The 21,011-nt window shown below is 34.6% G+C and carries 19 protein-coding genes; 5 read left to right on the plus strand and 14 right to left on the minus strand.

From position 1 onward, the window contains the following. The first annotated feature begins 498 nt into the window (after positions 1-498). Entirely contained in the window at positions 499-1,440 is a 942-nt protein-coding gene (locus QL232_RS06545; RefSeq protein WP_281613521.1) for an arginine deiminase-related protein, read from the plus strand. Here QL232_RS06545 and QL232_RS06550 read toward each other — a convergent pair. From QL232_RS06550 to QL232_RS06580, 7 genes are all read right to left on the minus strand, one after another. Then, positions 1,413-2,687, minus strand: a complete 1,275-nt coding sequence (locus QL232_RS06550; RefSeq protein WP_281613522.1) for a hypothetical protein — start codon at positions 2,685-2,687, stop codon at positions 1,413-1,415. The genes QL232_RS06545 and QL232_RS06550 overlap by 28 nt on opposite strands. 64 nt (positions 2,688-2,751) lie before the next feature. Further along, a complete protein-coding gene (gene metF / locus QL232_RS06555) occupies positions 2,752-3,711 on the minus strand; it encodes a methylenetetrahydrofolate reductase [NAD(P)H] (protein ID WP_281613523.1) in 960 nt (319 codons plus the stop codon). A 202-nt stretch (positions 3,712-3,913) separates the two neighbouring features. Continuing rightward, positions 3,914-4,615: a phosphatase gene (locus QL232_RS06560; RefSeq protein WP_281613524.1), complete on the minus strand. Its 702-nt coding sequence runs from the start codon at positions 4,613-4,615 to the stop codon at positions 3,914-3,916. A gap of 9 nt (positions 4,616-4,624) precedes the next feature. Next, positions 4,625-5,641 carry a transaldolase family protein gene (locus QL232_RS06565; RefSeq protein WP_281613525.1) on the minus strand — a complete coding sequence of 339 codons (1,017 nt, stop codon included), beginning with the start codon at positions 5,639-5,641 and terminating at the stop codon, positions 4,625-4,627. 51 nt (positions 5,642-5,692) lie between these two features. Further along, positions 5,693-6,526 (minus strand): 3-deoxy-8-phosphooctulonate synthase, encoded by an 834-nt coding sequence (kdsA, locus tag QL232_RS06570; protein WP_168880663.1) that lies wholly within the window; start codon positions 6,524-6,526, stop codon positions 5,693-5,695. A gap of 121 nt (positions 6,527-6,647) precedes the next feature. After that, a complete protein-coding gene (gene kdsB / locus QL232_RS06575) occupies positions 6,648-7,403 on the minus strand; it encodes a 3-deoxy-manno-octulosonate cytidylyltransferase (protein ID WP_168880664.1) in 756 nt (251 codons plus the stop codon). A 126-nt stretch (positions 7,404-7,529) separates the two neighbouring features. After that, complete coding sequence (locus tag QL232_RS06580; RefSeq protein WP_281613526.1) at positions 7,530-11,075, minus strand: S8 family serine peptidase; 3,546 nt, start codon at positions 11,073-11,075, stop codon at positions 7,530-7,532. A gap of 399 nt (positions 11,076-11,474) precedes the next feature. Between QL232_RS06580 and QL232_RS06585 the strand changes: the two genes are divergently transcribed. Both QL232_RS06585 and QL232_RS06590 read left to right on the plus strand, forming a co-directional pair. Continuing rightward, positions 11,475-12,695 carry an Nramp family divalent metal transporter gene (locus QL232_RS06585; protein WP_281613527.1) on the plus strand — a complete coding sequence of 407 codons (1,221 nt, stop codon included), beginning with the start codon at positions 11,475-11,477 and terminating at the stop codon, positions 12,693-12,695. Positions 12,696-12,704: 9 nt separating this feature from the next. Further along, a complete protein-coding gene (locus QL232_RS06590; protein WP_281613528.1) occupies positions 12,705-13,589 on the plus strand; it encodes a cation diffusion facilitator family transporter in 885 nt (294 codons plus the stop codon). Here the strand turns inward: QL232_RS06590 and QL232_RS06595 are convergent. Then, on the minus strand, positions 13,586-14,269 hold the full coding sequence (locus QL232_RS06595) for a PD-(D/E)XK nuclease-like domain-containing protein (protein ID WP_281613529.1): 684 nt from the start codon (positions 14,267-14,269) through the stop codon (positions 13,586-13,588). The genes QL232_RS06590 and QL232_RS06595 overlap by 4 nt on opposite strands. Positions 14,270-14,468: 199 nt before the next feature. Here QL232_RS06595 and QL232_RS06600 point away from each other — a divergent pair, with 199 nt between their 5' ends. Beyond that, positions 14,469-15,536: a hypothetical protein gene (locus QL232_RS06600; protein ID WP_168880669.1), complete on the plus strand. Its 1,068-nt coding sequence runs from the start codon at positions 14,469-14,471 to the stop codon at positions 15,534-15,536. Between the two features lie 42 nt (positions 15,537-15,578). On the opposite strand, the gene QL232_RS06605 is transcribed toward QL232_RS06600, so the two are convergent. The 6 genes from QL232_RS06605 to QL232_RS06630 all read right to left on the minus strand — a co-directional run bounded on the left by QL232_RS06605 (position 15,579) and on the right by QL232_RS06630 (position 20,502). Then, on the minus strand, positions 15,579-16,100 hold the full coding sequence (locus QL232_RS06605; protein ID WP_281613530.1) for a gliding motility lipoprotein GldH: 522 nt from the start codon (positions 16,098-16,100) through the stop codon (positions 15,579-15,581). Further along, complete coding sequence (gene ricT, locus QL232_RS06610) at positions 16,093-17,550, minus strand: regulatory iron-sulfur-containing complex subunit RicT (RefSeq protein WP_281613531.1); 1,458 nt, start codon at positions 17,548-17,550, stop codon at positions 16,093-16,095. Before ricT ends, QL232_RS06605 begins: the two co-directional genes overlap by 8 nt. 147 nt (positions 17,551-17,697) lie before the next feature. Beyond that, entirely contained in the window at positions 17,698-18,162 is a 465-nt protein-coding gene (gene coaD, locus QL232_RS06615; protein WP_168880672.1) for a pantetheine-phosphate adenylyltransferase, read from the minus strand. Then, entirely contained in the window at positions 18,159-19,037 is an 879-nt protein-coding gene (locus QL232_RS06620; protein ID WP_168880673.1) for a DUF3822 family protein, read from the minus strand. Before QL232_RS06620 ends, coaD begins: the two co-directional genes overlap by 4 nt. Before the next feature lie 2 nt (positions 19,038-19,039). Beyond that, a complete protein-coding gene (locus tag QL232_RS06625; protein WP_168880674.1) occupies positions 19,040-19,651 on the minus strand; it encodes a hypothetical protein in 612 nt (203 codons plus the stop codon). 212 nt (positions 19,652-19,863) lie between these two features. Then, positions 19,864-20,502, minus strand: a complete 639-nt coding sequence (locus QL232_RS06630; RefSeq protein WP_281613532.1) for a peptidylprolyl isomerase — start codon at positions 20,500-20,502, stop codon at positions 19,864-19,866. A gap of 36 nt (positions 20,503-20,538) precedes the next feature. On the opposite strand from QL232_RS06630, the gene QL232_RS06635 reads away from it, so the two are divergent. Continuing rightward, positions 20,539-20,973: a VanZ family protein gene (locus QL232_RS06635; RefSeq protein ID WP_281613533.1), complete on the plus strand. Its 435-nt coding sequence runs from the start codon at positions 20,539-20,541 to the stop codon at positions 20,971-20,973. Positions 20,974-21,011 lie beyond the last annotated feature (38 nt).

Below are 21,011 nucleotides of genomic sequence, written 5' to 3' on the forward strand. Positions count from 1 at the left end.
CTGAAAAAATGATATACAAAAAAGAGGTTGCCACTGAATGACAACCTCTCCCAATAAAGTATGAAATGAAATGAATTATTACTTATTTTTTACAGTCTTTTAAAACTGAAATATCTTTGATCATCTTTTAAAGATGAATTAATATCTATATAAACTCTCTGTCTGTTTAGATCAGAGAAACGTTTTTCTCTTTCGATATTACAAAGGTGCACTTTTATTTTATTCTGTCAAAATATTTTTAAACAAAATTTTATAAGTGTATATCAACACTTAATTAAAATAAATTTTGTATTAATCACACTTATTTAAAAAATATATATTAAGTGTAAACTTATCCTGTGTATTCATGTTTGTAAATTTGTGTATTCCATATCGTTTATTCTAAAAGGTTGATATTGACACTTTAAGAAAAAAAGTTCTATTTTTTTTGAAAAAAATTTTTATTCTTCCTTTTTCAATAAGTATAATTGACACCAAAGACACACTAACCGAACGAATATGCATGAAATCAATAACTCAGCATCTCACATTTTAATGGTGAGACCCGCTTCATTTGGTTTTAATGAAGACACTGCTGTCGATAATAAGTTTCAGAATATTGATGCTTTGAAGAACTTAGAAGACATAGAAGTCAAAGCATTAGCAGAGTTTGACCAATACGTACAAACATTAAGAGATAACAATATTGATGTTATCGTTGTAGATGATACTCCGGAACCATATACTCCAGATGCATTATTTCCAAACAATTGGTTTTCTACTCACACCGATGGAAAATTATATCTCTACCCTATGAAACCTTTAAATAGAAGGCTAGAAAAGAGAGAAGATGTTATAGAAATGTTGGATATGTGCTTTCATATTTCAGAAAAACTAGATTTATCTCATTTCGAGGATCAAGATATATTCTTGGAAGGTACAGGAAGTATTATTTTCGATAGAGTAAATAAAATAGGGTATGCTTGTGTATCACACAGAACGAATGAGCAATTATTTCATGATCATTTGGCTGAATTAGGGTATAAAGGAGTGCTATTTAATGCTGTTGATGATACTGATACTCCAATCTATCATACAAATGTGATGCTATCCATTGAGTCTGACTTTGTCGTAGTTTGCGGAGAATCTATCAAAGACGAAAAAGAAAAGAGCTATTTATTTGAGAGCTTTACCCAAAATGGTAAGGAGATTATAGATGTCTCGTTGGAGCAGATGAGAGCATTTACTTGCAATGTATTGGAAGTGACATCTCTAAAAGGAGATAAAGTGCTAACAATGTCTACTCAAGCATTTAACGCTTTTACCAATGAGCAGAGAGAAACAATGGAAAAATATGTCAAACTGCTACACTCTCCAATAACTACTATCGAAACGGTATGTGGAGGGGGAACAAGATGTATGATGGCAGAAATTTACCTTGATGAAAAGTTCTTTGTATGATGTATCTCAATACTACTCAAAGACAATTGAAACAGTAAAACTACAGCTCCAATTTTATATCGGTTAAGAGAACCATAATTGGGGCTGGCAATAGCAAGAACCCCTACAAATAGAATAATTATTATTGATATATACATAAACGTCCATAACAGCCATAGACGTTTTTTTATTATATCGTTTTTTAAGAGGAAATAAATCGATAATAAGTAACAACCAAGTACCAAGAAGTTCTCTATTTTGATGATTACATAAAAAATAGAACTCTCTGACGTGATTTTCGGAGAAGTAAAAGCTTTAATTATCGCTGTTGGTAATGATTGGATTAAGCCATTAATTGAATCATCGAACAGTGGTAAAAAAATAGCATGCCCTTCAGCCGATGCAGAATATAATTTCTGATAATTTAAATAGATAGTATGTACAATTTGATGATAATTCAGGTGATGATGTAAAAAGGGTAATGTCAGAATAACTAGAGTGATAAGAAAGCTAGGAAGTAATACCCACTTCCAGCTTTTTAATCTCATTTGATGTCGATACTTAAATACGATCATCATTGGTGACAAGGCAATAAAAAGAGCTCCGTAGTAGAATTTAATTTGAAAAAGAAGAAATAAGAAGATTACAGCTAATAACCAATTCCTTTTTTTGACTGTATTATGTGATAAGTAATCAATACAAATACTTAAAGTATAGAATAGAAAAGCCATAGATAGACATTCTTTGACAATACCACTACTCCACAGTGAAAATGAGGGTAACAAGAAAAAAGGAATAATTAAACTATACTTTAGTTTTGGATAGATTTGATAAACACTGTAGAGATATCTCCAGATACATATAAATGAGAAAAAGCTTAAATATAGACTTGTGACCCAATAATTTCCACCTGTTAAAAGACTTGCGAAACTTAATAGGATGGCAAAAATCGCAGTTGAGGCATTACTTTGAAGAAGCTTTGATTGAATTGCTTCGGGATATCGATAAGGTTTACTAAAGATATAATCTAGATAGTCTAATGGCTGGTTTATAGCAATTTCTCTCAAAGTATTGGCGTCTTTGAATATCCCAAAAGTATCACCTCCTCTATAATAAAAAGAATATAATAACCCGATAGCAATACCTAATAAGAGTTTTACTATCAGTAGGTATGGGTAATATTTAGATATTGAAGTACTGTGCTTTTGGTTGTTGGACCAATGCAGGAAAATAAAATAAAGTAAAAGTATACTGCTTAACCACTCCATAAAATAAAAAATGCAACAACTGGTGATACCAATTGTTGCATTAAGTTAGATATATTTTTAGATCCTAGAAAATTGCTTCGGCAATATCTTTTACTGAAGTAGATCTACCCATTGAGTAGAAGTGCATTCCAGGAACACCATATTCGATCAATTCTTTAGATTGTTGAATACCCCATTCGATACCCAATTTCTTGATTTCTTTATTATCCTTACACTTTTCAGCTTCTTTGATTAGTTCTTGAGGGAAATCAAGCTTAAAGATATTAGGTAATAGAGTTAACTGTTTCTTTGTAGTTAGCGGCTTAATACCAGGAATAATAGGTACAGTAATTCCTGCTGCTCTACATCTATCAACAAAATCAAAATACTTTTGGTTATCGAAGAACATTTGAGTAACGATATAATCAGCACCCAATTCAACTTTTTGTTTTAAGTATTTGATGTCTGTATCTAAGTTAGAAGCATCCATGTGTTTTTCAGGATAACCTGCAACACCTACTGAAAAACCTGTTTTAAAACCTGTGTTTTCACCGTACTTAAACTCACCATTGTTCATTGAAGTGATATGCTCTACTAAGTCAGAAGCATAGCCATAACCATCAGGATGTGGTGTAAAGGCCGCTTCACCTTTTGCAGCATCTCCTCTTAATGCAAGGATATTTTCAATGCCTAGGAAGTTTAACTCAATAAGGATATTTTCAGTTTCTTCCTTAGAAAAGCCACCACAAATAATATGTGGTACAGTATCTACATTGTATTTGTGCATAATTGCAGCACAAACGGCAACAGTACCTGGTCTATGACGTTGTACTGACTTTTCGAATAAGCCGTTAGGTAATTCTCTGTAGATGTATTCTTCTCTGTGATAGGTAACGTCCACAAAAGCAGGATTGAACTCCATTAGTGGATCAATAGCATCAAAAAGAGATTGGATACTTTTTCCTCTCACTGGAGGTAGTAATTCAAAAGAGAATAGCGTTTTTTTCTCTTCAGTAGCTTGCGTTAGACGATCTATTACTTTCAAAGGCTTAGTTATTTAAGGTTTGTTTGAAACATTAATCGGATAGCAAAGTTATTTTGATCCTAGCCTTTTTCCAATTTGTGGGCAATGAATTTTAGCTAATCGTCTCTTTTTGTTGATAAATTTTTAATATTTAGTATGTAGTATTCAATAATTAGTATTTTTTTAACTACTTAATTTAAAATACTACATACTAATTTATAATCTAGAGAGGGTTGCTTGGGTTGAAATCTCCACCTTCATTTTTGAAGTATTTGGTTTCAATTTCATTACGCATCTTGATATATTTTGCGTATTCTCCTTCAAAATCAACTCTTTTGTCGATGGTTTCATCAAAACGATCTAATAAACAAAGAGCTACTTCAGAGATTTCTCTAATAGCATTATTACTTCCAGAATTTCCTGTGATATAATCACAATGGCCATTCATTCTGCAATACTCAGTAAATAATGGACTTCCTGATCTTCCGACCATAAATCTACTGCCTACTTCTCTTGCTAGTGAGATATCTAAGATGTCATCAAAACAGAAAAGAATCTCTTCAGCTTTAACACCAGACATTTCATCAACTAAAGGAAGAACTTTTACTTTGTCTTTAACAAGGTAACATACAGCATCAAAATGTTCTCTTTTCGCCCATTTGAAAGCTGCTTCATTGTATTCTCCTGTAACAATTGCAGTGAAAGGGATTTCACCATGTTCCAAGAAGTAACCAAAACGGAGCATGTTTACACCCATTGAGTCTACTTCTGAGAATGGACTAGGCATAGCACCACCTTTAACACCTCCGTTAAATACGCCATCCCAATCAAAGATTAATCCTTTAACCTTCTTCAATTGCTGTATAAGAGAAGAGGAGGGTGTTACAAACACGCCTCCTCCTTCAATAAATAACTCTTCTCTCATAATTAGAGATTAGTATTTTACGATATCTTGAACGTCTAATAAACCGATAGCTTTACCGTCAAGTGTTACTACCAATTCATCAACTTGCTTTTCTTTGATAAGGTTTGATGCAGCGAATAATAATTCGTGAGCATCGATTGAGATAGGCTCTTTTAAACCTAATTCTTTTACTTGGATGTTAGAAACATCACCACCTTTTTCAGTTACTAAACGACGTAAGTCACCATCAGTAAAGATACCGATAGCAGCACCGTTAGCATCTACTACTGTAGCTGCACCAGTTTTGTTGTTAGTCATAACAACTAAAGCTTCAGCAACTGTAGACTCAGCAGTGATTGTAGGGTTAGCTTCAGCTAAAGCATCACCAACTCTAACAGTCATTAAACGAGTATCGTTTACGAACTGATCAGTACCGATTTTTGTGAAGTGGTTCTCAGTTAATTGAGACATGATCTTCCAAGGTACAGTAATTGTATGAACACCAGCTTCAACAGCATCACGTACATGTTGGATAGTACGAACTGATGAGAACATGATTTTAGTATTGTAACCGTAGTAGTTTACAGCTTCAACACAATCTTCAACTAATGATAAAGCATTGTGACCTTGATCTTGTAAACGACCTACAAGTGGACATACATAAGTTGCTCCAGCTTGCATAGCCATATAAGCTTGTTGTAAAGTGTATACAAGGTGAATGTTCACTTTGAAACCTTCTTTTACTAACATGCTACATGCTTTAAGACCTTCTTTAGAAACAGGTATTTTGTATACTGTTTTATCACGGTCTAAACCTAAAGCTTCTTGACGCTTAGCTTCAGCAACGATTTCTTCTGCTGTATCGCCTAAAGCTTCAATTTGAAGAACAGGTACAATTTTAGATAATTCAACAATAGTTCCGTCGATATCTGTGATACCGTGACGAGCCATGAATGTTGGAGTTGTTGTTAATCCCGTCATGAACGGAAGTTGATCAAATGAAGATTTGATCTCATTAATCTCTGCTGAATCTAAATATAATTCCATACTACTATTAAGTATATAATTTGCTAATTAATATCTACTTTGAAGAAGTAATTACTTGCGGTAACTAACTTCGATGTTGTGTAATTCAATAAGAGGTTTCATGAACTCTTCTAATTGATTTACATCTAATTGACTTGCAGCATCACAAAGTGCTTCTGATGGGCAAGGGTGAGTTTCGATAAATAAACCATCGATACCTGCAGCCACACCAGCTCTAGCCAATGTCCCTAAGTACTGACGAGCACCACCGTTTGGATCCGCAGAAGGGATACCATATTTACGGATAGAGTGAGTTACGTCGAATACTACAGGGTAACCAGTTTTTCTCATTTCATAGAATGAACGAGGGTCAACAATCAAATCATTGTAACCGAAAGAATAACCTCTCTCTGTTAAGATGATGTTTTTGTTACCAGTTGATTCAATTTTTTGAGCTGGCTTGATCATGTTCTCAGGAGCTAAGAACTGACCGTGTTTTATGTTCACTACTTTACCTGTTTCTGCTGCACCAACAACTAAGTCAGTTTGCATACATAAGTAAGCAGGGATTTGTAAGATGTCTAATACTTCAGCAGCAGGCTTCACTTGATCAGGGTAATGAATATCTGACACTAATGAGAAACCAAATTCGTCTTTGACTTTTTGCATAATGCGTAAGCCTTCCTCGATACCAGGACCTCTATAAAAATCTACAGAAGAACGGTTATCTTTCTGGAAAGAAGCCTTATAGATCATCGGAATGTTTAAACGTTCCGTAACTTCTTTTAATTTCTCTGCTGTTTTCATCATGATGCTCTCGTCCTCGATAACACAAGGTCCAGAGATCAAGAATAATTCGTCGGCACCACAGTTGATGTCACCAACTTTTACAATGTTTTTACTCATCTGTATTCTATTGCTTATTTATCAGATATTTGTCTCACAATGAAACTCAATTTCCAATGAGGCGCAATTTAGTTTTTTTTTGAAATAACGACCAATGATTAACGTTAGCTATTTGTAAATTTTAGACTAACTCTTGCATAATGTTTCTCACACGTTCCAAATCTTCTTTGGTATCAACAGGAATACTATCGTGTTCTGTAATACCTACTTTAATTTGATAACCATGCTCAATCCATCTTAGCTGTTCTAATGACTCTAATTTTTCTAAAGTCGTAGGAGCTAACGATGAGAACTTTTTCAAGGCATCATTAGTATAAGCGTACAATCCTAAGTGTTTGTAAAATGTAGTATACTGCATCCAATCCTTACGTTTTTTACCTCTTACGGTTGGGATAACAGCTCTACTGAAATACAAAGCGTTTTTATTGTGATCAAAAGTAACAAAAACTTCGCTTTCATTCTCTAAGTCTTCTGCATGAACTACAGGAGTTACGAGAGTAGCAAAGTTTGTTTCTTCATCAAAACTGTTTACTAATTCAGTTAGTGTCGATGGCTCCAATAATGGTTCGTCTCCTTGAATGTTGACTACTGCATCAAATTGACCATCAGTTTGTTTGTTGACAAGCTCAAGTGCTTCAAGACAACGAGTAGTACCATTTTCATGGTCTGCTGAAGTCATGATTACTTTTCCTCCGAAAGACTCTACTGCTTCTACAATACGCTTATCATCTGTAGCGATATAAACATCATCTAAGGCAGCTTTGGCTCTTTCATACACATGTTGGATCATAGGTTTTCCACAAATATCAGCCAATGGCTTACCCTCTAACCTAGATGACCCATAGCGTGCAGGAATAAGTCCTAAAAACTTTCGCATATTACTATAGTTGGTTCTTTTTCAATTAGTGTGCAAATGTACGACTTTGTTTTGACTATTAATCAAAACATTAACACTATAAATGATAGTTTCTTGCCTCTAGAACAATTATCTCATGAATAGATGTTAATGTATAGCAATTTTCCATGTATTGCTTCCTCCGTCTGCCTGTCCTTTCAAAATATAGGTGTGTGATGGGATATGTTTTGGTAGGTGAATTTCGTAAGTATTACCATTAATTTTATAGGGTAAACTTTCTTCGATTTTCACACCTTCAACCGTATAAAGGTCGAATTTCATTTTCCCAACATTCTTCACCGTAGAGATATTTACTTGGTGGTTGACGACAGGATTAGGATACACTATGCTATTTTCCAAGATAGAGACCACTGAGCTTGAAACATTGTCAACAGAAACTGCAATTTCTTTTGATATAATGTAGGTACAGCCAGATAAGTTACTAGCAAAGAGACGTAACTGATGAGTGCCTGCTTCTGTAAATGAAGGAGTAATACTTATGTCGTCAGTATCGCCAACTTTTTCGCCATCCATATACCATGACCATGTTCTCGCTTTATCAATTTGGGTAAATTCTGCAGTGATACTTCCTCCAATATGAGAGGTACTATCTGATAAGCTATAGTCGGTAATGACTTCATCTACTAAGATATCGACCTTAGTATAATCATTTTCACTAGTTAACTCTGCACAAGTAATATAGAAGAGTGTATCAGATGAGATATCTGTTAAGGTTAGTGTTTTGCCGCTATATAAAGGGGTTACTAATAGTTCATTATCATAAAAATTATAACTGTTACATCCAGCAGGAGCAATAATTACATTTGTATTCTTACAAACATTCATTGGGCTGGAAACAGATAATATAGGAATAGCATCTCCGGTTAATTGAATCAAGTCGCCATTATAAACATATCTACCTTGAGATTGTACATAATAATGATCGATACTATCAATTAAGATTTGGAAGATTCTTCCTCTAGAAATCAATTCAGCATTGCTATTCGAAGACTCTTTTTTGTAAAGAGCTAAAGAATCAAAGTTTGATGTATGGATGTCTACATATTCACCTTGATGAGCAATCTGATGGGCCACAACAGGAGATGGACTTTTCAGCCAATATTGTGCTGTAACTTCAGTACTATCTAACTGTGTGATTAGTTCATCATATGAATCTGCTACTGAAACAAGGAAACCTACTCTAACTTCTTCATTGATTTTTACACTTGGAAGACTGACACCGATTACTGAACTGACATTTGTTCCTGATGCACCATTACTAATATTAATCGTACCTATACCTGAAGTAAGTGACTGAATTTTTTCGGCATCTGAAAATCCATCACTGATATCTATATCACTAGTACCATCTTTTTGATCTAAACATTGTACGTGAACTTGCCCTTCATTAAGCAATCGAACGGCAGCATATCGAGTATCTCTTGCATGTTTGGCAATGATTGTTTGGGTTGTTGGATCATAAGAAATTTCACCACTATCTAAAGGGTAAGAAATACTAGATCCTTCAAAACTCATCATCCAATCGGTAAATAAACCAACTCTTACGGAATCGAATGTACCATTTCCTCTATTGGTGATTTTTAACTCAGTGAAAATAGATTTTTCTCTATCGATAATAAATCGACCAAACAATTTCTGATCAATTTCAATACCTATAGGTTGTTCAGCATCTTCATCTGCAAAAGAAGTATTGTATTGGTAGATTGGGTAATTTTCATCTACAGTTGGAGCATACTCTAAAGCGATAGGGGTCGTTCCAACAAAATCTGCACTTCTGATATCGCTTTCAGGGTTGGTATAGGTTGCATCCACTACTTTATTGTCGGCCACAACCATAAAGCCAGCCTGTCTTGTAATTTGATGGCTATTGTAATTAAGCCCATTTCTTGTACCTAAAGTACCTTCAGGCCTAAAGTAACCATAGAGGTAATTAAAGCTAATATATTGTTCTAAAGTGATATTTAGTTCAACATTTTGCCAATCATGGTAATTATTTGCATCATCATAGAAATCAAGTCTGAAGTAATGGTTGCTGTGTACAGACCCGGAAGGTTCTAGCTTAAATGTAAATGGGAAGCTACTATTGTTGGTGGTTTGTAACTCACTTAACTGACCTATCGAAATTTCATTCGAAATAGGTGTGAAATCATCACTGTAAGAAGAGATTTCTATTCTAAGATTGGAATTACCATTTAGTATATTTTGAAAGTCAAACCACACTTCCATCGTATCACCAGGAGTGATGGAAATATCGTCAGTGTTTAATTTACTCCATTTGATATTGCTAGCTCTAACAACGTGTATATTATCTCTTTGAGTAAGGGCTAGGTGTGCATCAACTATACCAAAACCTTGTAAATAGTTTAGGTTTTCATTTCCAGTTTCGCTGTAAAAAGTAGAGTCTGAAGTAAAGCGAATCAATTCAGCTACTTGCTTGGCTGTAAGGTCAGGGTAGTGTGCTCTTACTAGTCCTGCTATACCAGCAACAGTTGGACTGGCATATGAAGTTCCTCCTCCATTACCATAGCTATTGTCTTTATGTGGTGCCAATGAACCATCTGCTCCGGCAACATCAATTAAATAACCTCTTGTTCTATTTCTATTTACTCTATTTGCATCTACTCCAGTGACTGCTAGTACATTTTCATAACAAGCAGGGTAGTAGTCTGTAGGTACATTCCCATGTGTATTATTACCGGCTGCTGCAACAAACAAAATATCATATTCAGCATCTTCAGCATAGAAGCTGATAATTTCTTGGTAGGCAATTGATTTTGTACTGTTGCTTCCCCAAGACATATTGATAATTTTTACTCCGGGTTGTTCTGCCACATATACAAGACTACTTAATGCACTTCTTACAGTAGGCAAGTAAGTGGTATGAAAACCAGATCCTGTAGTACCAATGTTGTTGTCAGAACTAGCAGTACCATTTCCAGCTACTGTTGTACCATGGTCAGTACCTGTTAAATCATTCGAATTTTTAGTGAAGTTCCAGCCATGGAAGTCATCAATATATCCATTGTTATCATCATCGACTCCATCAAATCCATTAATTTCTGCTGTGTTTTCATAGAGGTTATCGGTAAGGTCTTCATGGTCCACTTGGAAACCACTATCATGAAGACCAATTACAACGGATGGGTTACCTCTGCTGATGTTCCAAGCTTCATAAAGGTTGTGTAATGAGATTGAAAATTGTTCTCCACTTCTTGGGTCATTTGGAATGTATTGAAGGTCATCCACAAAATCTTCTACTTCAACATATTCAACCAAAGGATGTTTTTTAAGTTCTATAATACTTTGTTCGACAGAAGCACCATCTTTCAAGTGGATCTCTAAGATGTCTGGTACCTCTCTTGGAAAAAAACGAGTATTTGAAAAAACAGAAGTTTTAGGCTGTAATAAATGCTTGTAGCTTGAAGGAGATAACATTTCTGCAGGGTAGTCTCTATCTTCAATATAAGTTCTTGACCAAGGCTGAAGTATGGAGGTAGAAGAACTTTTTAATTTTGCATAGATAACTTTCTTATTTCCTTTTGATTCTTGTGCCAGTGTATTGAATGCAGAAAGAATGAATAAAGGTATAAGTATAAGGTGATATATATATTTATGTATGTTGTTCCAACTCATGTTTCAAATAGATTTCAATACAGTTAAAAACGCTGGTCTCGTTTTCAGCCTGTCAACTACTACTAAAATAGTAAGTTCTTTAGAAGTAGCAGAATATAAAGTAGTTATCTATTAATCTGATACAGATTAGATTAAGTTTTATGATGATAGGGTTAAATCATTAATTGTAAGTTACAAAGATAGGTTATTCTCCTGTAACGATATAACTATCATCTAATGTAAAGATTTTTTGATTAAAGACATACCTTTTATTGAGCATAACTATCAATAAACTTTCACTATAAATAAAAGCACTTCATTTTTTATATTTTTCAATCATTTATTTATAGAGAGTATATTCAATTACCTCGTATATAAAAGCTACTATCAATCTAAGAGAAGTGATTCAATCTGTTCACTATGAATAAATTAAAAAATAAATTAAAGTACGTTGGCGCTGGTCTGCTTGTAACAGTCGGTTTTATTGATCCAGGAAACTGGGCAACAAATGTAGAAGCGGGTAGTACATATGGTTATTCCTTATTATGGGTAATTACATTGTCCACAATAATGTTGATTGTATTCCAGCATAATTCGGCTCATTTGGGTATTGCAAGTGGTTATTGTTTATCTGAATCTATAGGTAAATATATTCGTAAGCCATGGAAGCAAATTTGGATAATTTCAGCAATTGGTGCAGCAATTTGTACTGCTTTGGCAGAGCTTCTAGGTGGTGCAATAGCTTTACAGATGTTGTTTGATATACCAATCAAGGCAGGAGCAGTGATGACAGGTATTCTAGTGATTACTGCTCTATTTGGTAGATCTTATGAAAAAGTAGAAATATGGATTGTGGGTATGGTTTCGATCATAGGGTTTGGATTTATTGTAGAATTGAATTTAGTAGATGTGGATTGGACAGCGTCTGCAGTTTCTTCTGTTCTTCCAACAATACCAATGGGTTCCGGTGTTTTGATATTAGGCTTACTTGGTGCTGTTGTGATGCCTCATAATATGTTTTTACATTCTGATATTATACAGCAACAGCATTATTTCGATCAATCTGAGGTTGTCATCAAAAAGAAATTAAAATCGGAGTTTAAAGATACGATGCTTACCATGATTATCGGCTGGGTGATTAACTCTGCTATGATTATTGTTGCAGCGGCGGCTTTCTACAATCATGTTGAAGTCACCGACTTGGTACAAGCAGAAAAGTTATTGGAACCTATAGCCGGTAAAGCATCTTCAATCATTTTTGCTGTCGCCTTATTATTAGCAGGGGTTTCTTCTTCTGTGACTGCAGGTATGGCAGGTGGTACTATTTATTCTGGACTGTATCAAAAATCTTATGATAGTAATGATAAAGATTCAAGAATTGGGATTCTTATTACCATACTTGGTGGAGTAATTCTAATCTTTTTTATAGGAGACCCTTTTCAGGCTTTGATCTATTCACAAATGATGTTAAGCTTTCAGTTACCTATCACAATAATCTTATTGATATATCTAACTTCTTCAAAAAAGGTGATGGGTAAATTCATCAATAAAGGACTCGAAAAATATGCTCTTTATTTCTTTGCATCTGTTGTCATCTTTCTCAATGTTTTGATTCTCATTCTTCAATTTACAGGAAACTAAATCATACTTATGGAAAAGGAAATAGATAAAAAAAAGGAGACATTAAAAGCGAGTTTGTTTAGCATTATCGGTAATACGCTTTTGGCCGGGATTAAAGGTGCAGCTGGAGTTTTAGGGCATTCCTATGCTTTGATTGCCGATGCTATAGAATCAACAACTGATATCGTTTCTTCTATTATCGTATTGTTTGGTGTACAATATGCTCAGAAAAGCCCTGATGTAAAACACCCTTATGGTTATGGGAAAATAGAACCTGTGATGACCATTTTTATTGGTTTACTATTGGTTTTTTCTGGTTGCTTTATTGGGTATAATAGTATCGAAAATATAGTGTCGCCAGAAGTAGTGGTACCTGAAAAGTGGACGTTATTTGTTATAGGTCCTATTATTCTTTGGAAAGAATTGTCTTTTCAGTGGGTGATGAGGAAAGCGAAGAAAACTCAAAGTACTTCATTAAAAGCAGATGCTTGGCATCATAGAGCAGATGCAGTAACATCACTAACTGCTTTTATTGGCATCTCCATATCATTGTACTTTGGAGAAAGTTTCCATCATGCTGATAGCTATGCAGCATTGTTTGCAGCAGCGTTTATTTTATGGAATAGTTATAGGTTAATTAAACCAGCTGTGGATGAACTATTGGACAAACAAATCTACAATAGTGTGATAGACCATATTGGTCAGATTGCTAAACGCAATAAGCAAATAGATAATATGGAAAAATGCTTGGTGAGAAAATCAGGTATGTTCTATAGTATTGACCTACATATTAGAGTCAACCCAAGGTTTACAGTAAAAAAAGGCCATGAGATTGCTCATGAATTAAAGCATGAGATAATGAGTGAAATCCCCAATATCATTGATGTTTTAATCCATGTGGAGCCCACCTATTAGATTCTCTTTTTAAATGATCTAAGGTTTATCGCTTGTTCGATCAATTCAGGTGTGTCAGCTAATTTCTTTAATAAAATATCAGCTTTTTCTTTTCCAGTTTTTAAATAGGGGTCATCTTTTTCCCACTCCAATCGGAATAATCTACCTTTAGAAACTTTACTTACGCCAATAACTCTTGCAATTGGTGCCTCAAGTGGGATATTGTAAAAAGCGATTTGTCGATCAAAATCATTTCTTAATACTTGCTTTTCAAAAGCATCCCTCCATGTTCTTGAAGTAGTTTTTAAATCTACGACCACTTCGCCTTCAATAAACAAATCGGGCTTGGCTTTACATTCAAGTCCTGTGATGGGATCTTTCCAAAATACACATTTTTCAATTTGCACTTTAGGGTGTTCTAGAAGCTCCGAAAGCAATGGATAATTTAGTGCAGTTTTAGCGATTCTATCAATTCGTGATGCTTGTTTGTCTGGAACTCTTTTTCCCATTTGTTCCCATACATGAGGTTCAAGTATTGCGGCATGCAACATCGTACCTTCCCTTAATGCTTTTTTAGGGGTATGTGGTTGTTTACCCAATAGTAATAATTGAGCATTTTTAATATCTGTATTGGCTAAAGCAGGATGGTTTCTGTATTCTGCTTCTTCCATTTCTATAATTTCGTAGGGAACTGTTGACATATTTATGGAATGAATGAAACGCAAAGATGCATTACTAAAAAAAGACTATCAAGAAAGAGGTAGTCAATTCTGAGATTATTAGATTTCATTCATTATTTCCATAGAAATCTGATTTTATAAGGATTAAAAAATCCGTACTTTTAAGGTATCAAAAATTGAAAAAGAATAACTTTTATCTGCTTTATTCAAAGCGAAATATATGGCATTAATCAGTAAGAAAAAGGTTCCATATCCAGTAACTGAACCTCTAGAATACTTCTTAGATCAATATGATAGGGTGTCTCCTGTAAATATCAAATACGAAGATCTATGTCGTTTTAATAGTGCAATTCCATTATACGATTCCAATGGAGAAGATACACTGTGGATTACAGTATTCTACGCTCAAGAAGACATGGAGGAGCTGTATAAAACACTGAAAAAATTATATGCTTCATTAAGAGCCGATGGTAACCTTACAGTCATGGAACACCTTTTTATTGATAGGGTAGACATGTGTACGTATGGTAATACTAAGCCTTTTAGAATTAGAGTAGTTAACCGTATAAATGATAACTTCGACTACTTTTATGTGAAAGTAGCGGATGCATCACGTATTTACGGATTAGAGTTAGAAGATATCCTTTCTCCAAATAAAGTAAGTTACCTAGTTACTGATCAAACGCTTATTGAAGAGCATATTCCAGGTATACCAGGAGATATGTTTATCAATAGCTACTTGGAGGATGGTCATCAAAATAAAACCCGTTTAACGAAAGAATTTGTTAAGTTCAACGAACGTTGTTTTGTACAACTACTTGGAGATATGCACTCTTCGAACTGGGTAGTTTTAATGGTGCCGGATTTTGATGAAATTAACTATAGAATCCGACCAATTGACTTTGATCAGCAAAGTTATGAGGGAAGAAGAAATATATACATGCCTCAATTCTATCGTCAGAACAACTCTATATTAAAACTGATGATGGGTAAAATCTCTTGGGAGTCTGTACGACAGTATCAAGCAGAGGAACGTTTTATGATTGCGACAAGGGTGATGGGCTTTAGACATAGAGCAAAAGACATTCTAAAGACGATGCGTAAAGACATTATTGCTCCAAAAGAAAATGTGATGTCTCTTCGACAAGACCTGTCAGATCATTACAAAAGTTCTAGGTTCCTTAAGTGTGAGAATATGGGAGAGATAGTCACTGAGTCTATCGAGCATGTATTAAGAAGGCAAGATAAATACAAGGATATGTTTGATTTCCAATCTCCATATACTTAGAAATAAAAAAGGAGAGTACACTAATTGTACTCTCCTTTTTTTTTATTCTGCAATCTCAATACGATAACCTATTCCCATAATTCCTTCTAGTGAATCAGGTCTCATATAGTGACTAATATTCAATTGATAACTTCCTTCTTCAGGGAACTTCATTTTCTTTTTTAATAGCAGTGGATGATTATAAACTGCACCAGTACTGCTATTGCCTAAAGAGTTTTCTACTTCTCCAAAAGGTTCGCCTGTCTTCACTTCAAATAACTGAAAGTCCGACATTTTATTAGCGATTAAGGTATCAGCAGCCAATGAATCTGCAGAGGTTAATTGATACTTTAGGTAGATATTCTGAAAAGGATAATTCTCAGTATTTCTAACATAAGCGATCAAGTTATATGCTTGATTTTTGTCTTCAATATCAAATTGAAAGGAAGCGATAGAATCTACCGGCCAAATCTCTTGATTGTAATCTACATATTCTTCATTTACCCTATTGGCATCACAAGAGAATAACAATGAGGCAACGAAAAGGCTACAAACCAATTGAAATAAATGATTCAGCTTAGTCATTATTGTTAGGTCTTTTACGTCTTTTTCCTTTGAAATTTGGTTTGAAAGAACGCTTTTGTCCTTCTTTTTTAGGAGCATTCTTAGGGTTTGTATTCTGCTGTTTCTTTCCTTCAGGAGTTGCCCCTTGATTTTGTTTCTGTTGGCTTGACTTCTGATTCGGATTGTTTTTGGCAGAAGGATTATTTCCCTTTTTAGGTCCATTTTTAGCCTGCTGCTTTTGTGGTTGAGGAGCCTTAGGTCCCTTGTTTTGTGGTTGTCCACCTTTTTTGTTAGCAGGTTGATTTTTTGGTCCCTGTTTTTTCCTGTTGTCTTTTTGTTGAGGTTGTTGTTTTCCTCCTTTTTGATCACCGCCTTTTTTCTTGTTGCGTGATTTTTTAGGAGAGATAGGTTGCTTGTCAAGAATAGAACTTAATTTCTGTTCTTGTAAAGCAAGTGATTTATCCACATTGTCCTCTTCTAAAGTTTCAGGGAATTTTCCTTTAGCGTTCATCTTAGTGACTTCATCTACACGCTCTGTAGAGATGACATGCCATGTAGTTTCACCTTGGAAACTAAACCACATACGCTTACGGAAAATATCTACTTTTTGAAGTTGTGCTTCACCTTTTTGAGTTTGAAGATTTTTATCAATCATTGGAATATCTACCAATGCATCAATGTATGTTTCTAACTCGTAGTTTAGACAACATTTCAAACGTCCACATTGTCCAGATAACTTACTAGGGTTCAATGATAGGTTTTGATACCTAGCTGCTGATGTAGAAACACTCTTAAATTCAGTTAGCCATGTAGAGCAACATAACTCTCTACCACAAGAACCAATACCACCTAAACGGCTGGCTTCCTGACGTAAAGAAATCTGACGCATTTCTACTCGGATTTTAAACTCGCTGGCCAATACTTTAATCAGTTGACGGAAATCGACTCTGTCATCTGCAGAATAGTAAAATGTAGCTTTAGAATTGTCTGCTTGAAAATCAACATCAGACAATTTCATATCAAGATTTAAATCCTGAATGATTTCACGAGTTTTATAGAGAGTAGGTATCTCTCTATTTTTTACCATAGCTAACTTTTCCAAGTCTTTTGGAGTAGCATGGCGAAGAATTGATAAGATGTTTTCGTCGTCTTCAATTCCTTTTTTGATCATTTGTAGATGTACAAGGTCTCCTTGTAAACTAACATGACCAATATGATGACCGTTTCCTGTATCTACAACAAGAGGGTCTCCAGTATATATTTCAAGATGTTGGTCATTTTTGAAATAACCTTTTCTACCACCTTTGAATTTTATTTCTACTATATTAAAACGTTGCGATGACGGCAAATCCATGTCGCCAAGCCAATCAAAAGCGTTTAGTTTACTACATCCGCCCGAGCGGCAATCACCATTGCTTCCACAGCCTGTCGGCACTCCACACGCCACCGTTGAACACGATTGACATCCCATAATCTATATATTTATACTATCTGTCGATAGGTTCGGCAACCTAGCCTGAATGCAATTTAGCATTTAATCATTTAACAGCACCTTTCCCATGAAATTTATGTGGAAAAATGCTGTTAATATAAAATTTGATAGAGAAAGTAATCATTGTTACTCCTCGTCGTTTTTAAGTTCAAAAGGAACAAATTCTCCTACATCATGTCCAAATTTATGCAGTTCTCTGATAATGGACGAACTTAGATGTGAGTATTCAGGAGAAGTGTAAATAAAAATAGTGTCTAAGCCATTAATGTGTCTATTGGCTTGAGCAATACTATTTTCATATTCAAAGTCTGTTGTATTACGAAGACCTCTAAGTAATACATGGGCACCTAAGTCTTTAGCAACCTTAGCGGTAAGATCTTGGTAAAGTATAACTTTTATTTGAGGGTTATCACTGAAGTGTTCTTCAATTAGATCTTTCATTTTTTCGGCAGGGAAAAATCTCTTCTTTTTAGAGTTGTGACCTATGCCAATGATGATTTCATCAAAAAGTTGAGCACCTCGAAGTGCAATATCTTCATGCCCTTTTGTGAAAGGGTCAAAAGTTCCAGGGAAAAAAGCTATTCTTTTCATCGATTTAATTTCATATTACCAATAATGTCAACTGCTGAATATTCTTCAGGTTCTTGATCAAATTGGTAAGCAAAACGAACATCTGATGGTCTAGTACCTAAATGTACTTTACTAATAAATTGTCTTAAAGTTTTGATCGACTCATCATCATTTTTGATCTCTCCCCAAATATATAAGGGAACATCTTTGGCTGACAATTTCAGTTCATCAATAACAAAAAGTACGAAGTATAATAAATCTTGAGGTGTTTTGTATTTGAAGGTGTTTGCAAATTCAATGCTATTGTCCTCCTTACATTTAATCACCTGAAGCGTATTACTGTCAATATAACAGTGTATAGCATTGTTATCTTTTTCAATTGCTTCAATCATAAAGCTTTCTGAGCTATGATTATAAGTAATTTCAGAGTTACTATACATTTCTTTTAACCATTCTTCTAACTCGATAGGTACTGCAAACGTAATGTTGGCATCAAAAGGAGTAGAGTGGTTATAAACACGGTCTTTCTTTTTATTAAACTTAGAAGTCAGTGTTAATGCATTTTCTCCGGCTTCATTGTCTGAAATACCTGATGGTAAATAGGCGAATGTTGGTAAGGCAGAGATGATATGTACGTTTTTCCAAAACGCAGCATTCAAGAAAGAGTGTTTCTGCACAATATTATGCAGATTGACAATTAGAGCAGTAGTATTGAGTGCAGGATCATAGATATATGATTCCAGAGCAAGGCACTCATTGTTTTCGGCATCATATACCCCAATAGCCAAACAGCTTTGATGTATTCTCAAATGCAAGCTGTAATCAGCAAGTTGAGCAACATCAAAGCTGTCTGAATGTACGGAGTATCTGACTGATTCAAATAGCAGATCTTCCAATTTTATTCCCAGTTACCTGAAGTTGTAGCTTCACTTAATGAACCAAACTTAAGAAGTCTTCTTGTAGGAGATGCATTTGATTCTTTACGTTGTTTATCACGAGGGAATCTATCTACTACTTCGATAACAGCTACAGTAGCGTTACCCTTCTTAATTTTATCGGCAGAAAGTTCAAATTCTTTTCCATTTTTACCAGGGATTAATTTCAATTTAGCAGCACTAAAAGTACCGAAATCCTCCACTGGGAAAATTTTCTCTCTAACTTGGATAGCATCGATTGTGTCATATTCGATACGAACAGAGTCAGTACGAGTATAATATAAAGGATCATCCTTAGTACGAGCTTGGATAATTTCCTTTTTAGATACGTTGTACAATGAATCGTTATCAATGAACATTGCTAAAGTATCCCAAGAAGCTGTATATTCTTTGTATCGTTGGAAGTATGCTGTTTCAGCATCACGAATCATTTTTAAGCTTCTAATCACGTTTTTCTCAGAAACACGGATTTCTTCAGATTCTTTAATTGTGTCAAAAACACTGTGGTATAATGAATAACCCAGGAAAAGTACCACTGGGATCATTAAAAGTGTAAGTATTTTTGTTTTTGTCATTTCTCTAAGAGTTTGTTGTAATCTTGCTGCGAACTAAATACTATTTATAATCAAAATAAACGATATGATTTTAATAAATCATAATGACATTTTTATCAACATATCAATTTTGACCAAGGCAAATTTAATTAGAAAAGTGATAAAAAATAATTCCGTTAACCTAAAACTTGTTACGATAACGCGTTAAAATGACTTTTTTTTGCAAATAGTCTCTAAAAGTTATCTAAATCAAAAGTTTTAGCTATATCCCTCTTCTTTTGTTTAACAACTTTTATGTTTATTTCATATCTATTTAGGGGTTCTCCGTCATCATCGATCTCTAAATCAGCAATCTTTTCTACAACTTCCATTCCTTTGATAACTCTTCCAAAAACGGTATAACTGCCATCTAAATGATGTGCACCCTCTTTGGCTTCAACAATATAGAATTGGGAGCCACTCGAAGATTTACTTGGGTTGATTTCATCATTTTGTCGGGCAGCACCAACAGCACCATAATCGTGTACTAGCTCGTCTGTAAACTCACTGTTGATAGTATAGCCAGGGTTTCCAATGCCAATACGTGTGGAGTCTCCATCGGATCTAGTGTTAGGGTCACCACCTTGTATCATAAATCCTTTTAAAACTCTATGGAATGTTGTGCCATTATAAAAGCCTTCTTGAGCAAGTTTTAGAAAATTCTTTTTATGCTCAGGGGTTTTATCAGAAAGTAATAATACAATTTCTCCAAAATCAGAAGTGATAATGGCTAATTGGTCTTTTCCTCTTAGTTTTTTACTCTTTTGAGCAGCTACTTCAGAAAAACTGAAAAAACACAATAGAAGGGTGATATATAATGGGATAGAACGCATATTTTTGCGGCTTGATATGATTATACAAAATTTGTAATGACGAAAATAGAAAACAAGAACGGAATACTAAAAGATATTTTATTCTTCCTGCCTTCAATTATTTGGTTTGCAATGACAATCAAGTTGTTGTTGACTGTCGCTCCTGTGGATCCTGATAATTTTTTTTCAAAGATCCCTCATTTTGATAAAGTGGCTCACTTTGGAATTTTTGGAATATTTACAGCTTGCCTTATGTTTTCTTTTTGTGGGTCATCTATACTCAATGGGAATAAGAAAAAGATTATTCTAACCGTATTAAGTATAGTATTGGTTTGGGGAGCGGCTACTGAAGTTTTACAAGGCTTGTTGTTAGATGCTAGAGAAGGAGATGTATTTGACTTTTTTGCGGACGCTACAGGCGGATTTCTAGGAGTGTATTGTTATGATATTCTAAATAGATTAGTACCTATAGTTCCTATATATAACAGGTAATATTAACTAAAAACGGAAAAAGCCTATCACAACAAATA

Origin of the sequence: Flammeovirga sp. SubArs3 (assembly GCF_947387565.1) — a bacterium.
Taxonomy (GTDB): domain Bacteria; phylum Bacteroidota; class Bacteroidia; order Cytophagales; family Flammeovirgaceae; genus Flammeovirga; species Flammeovirga agarivorans.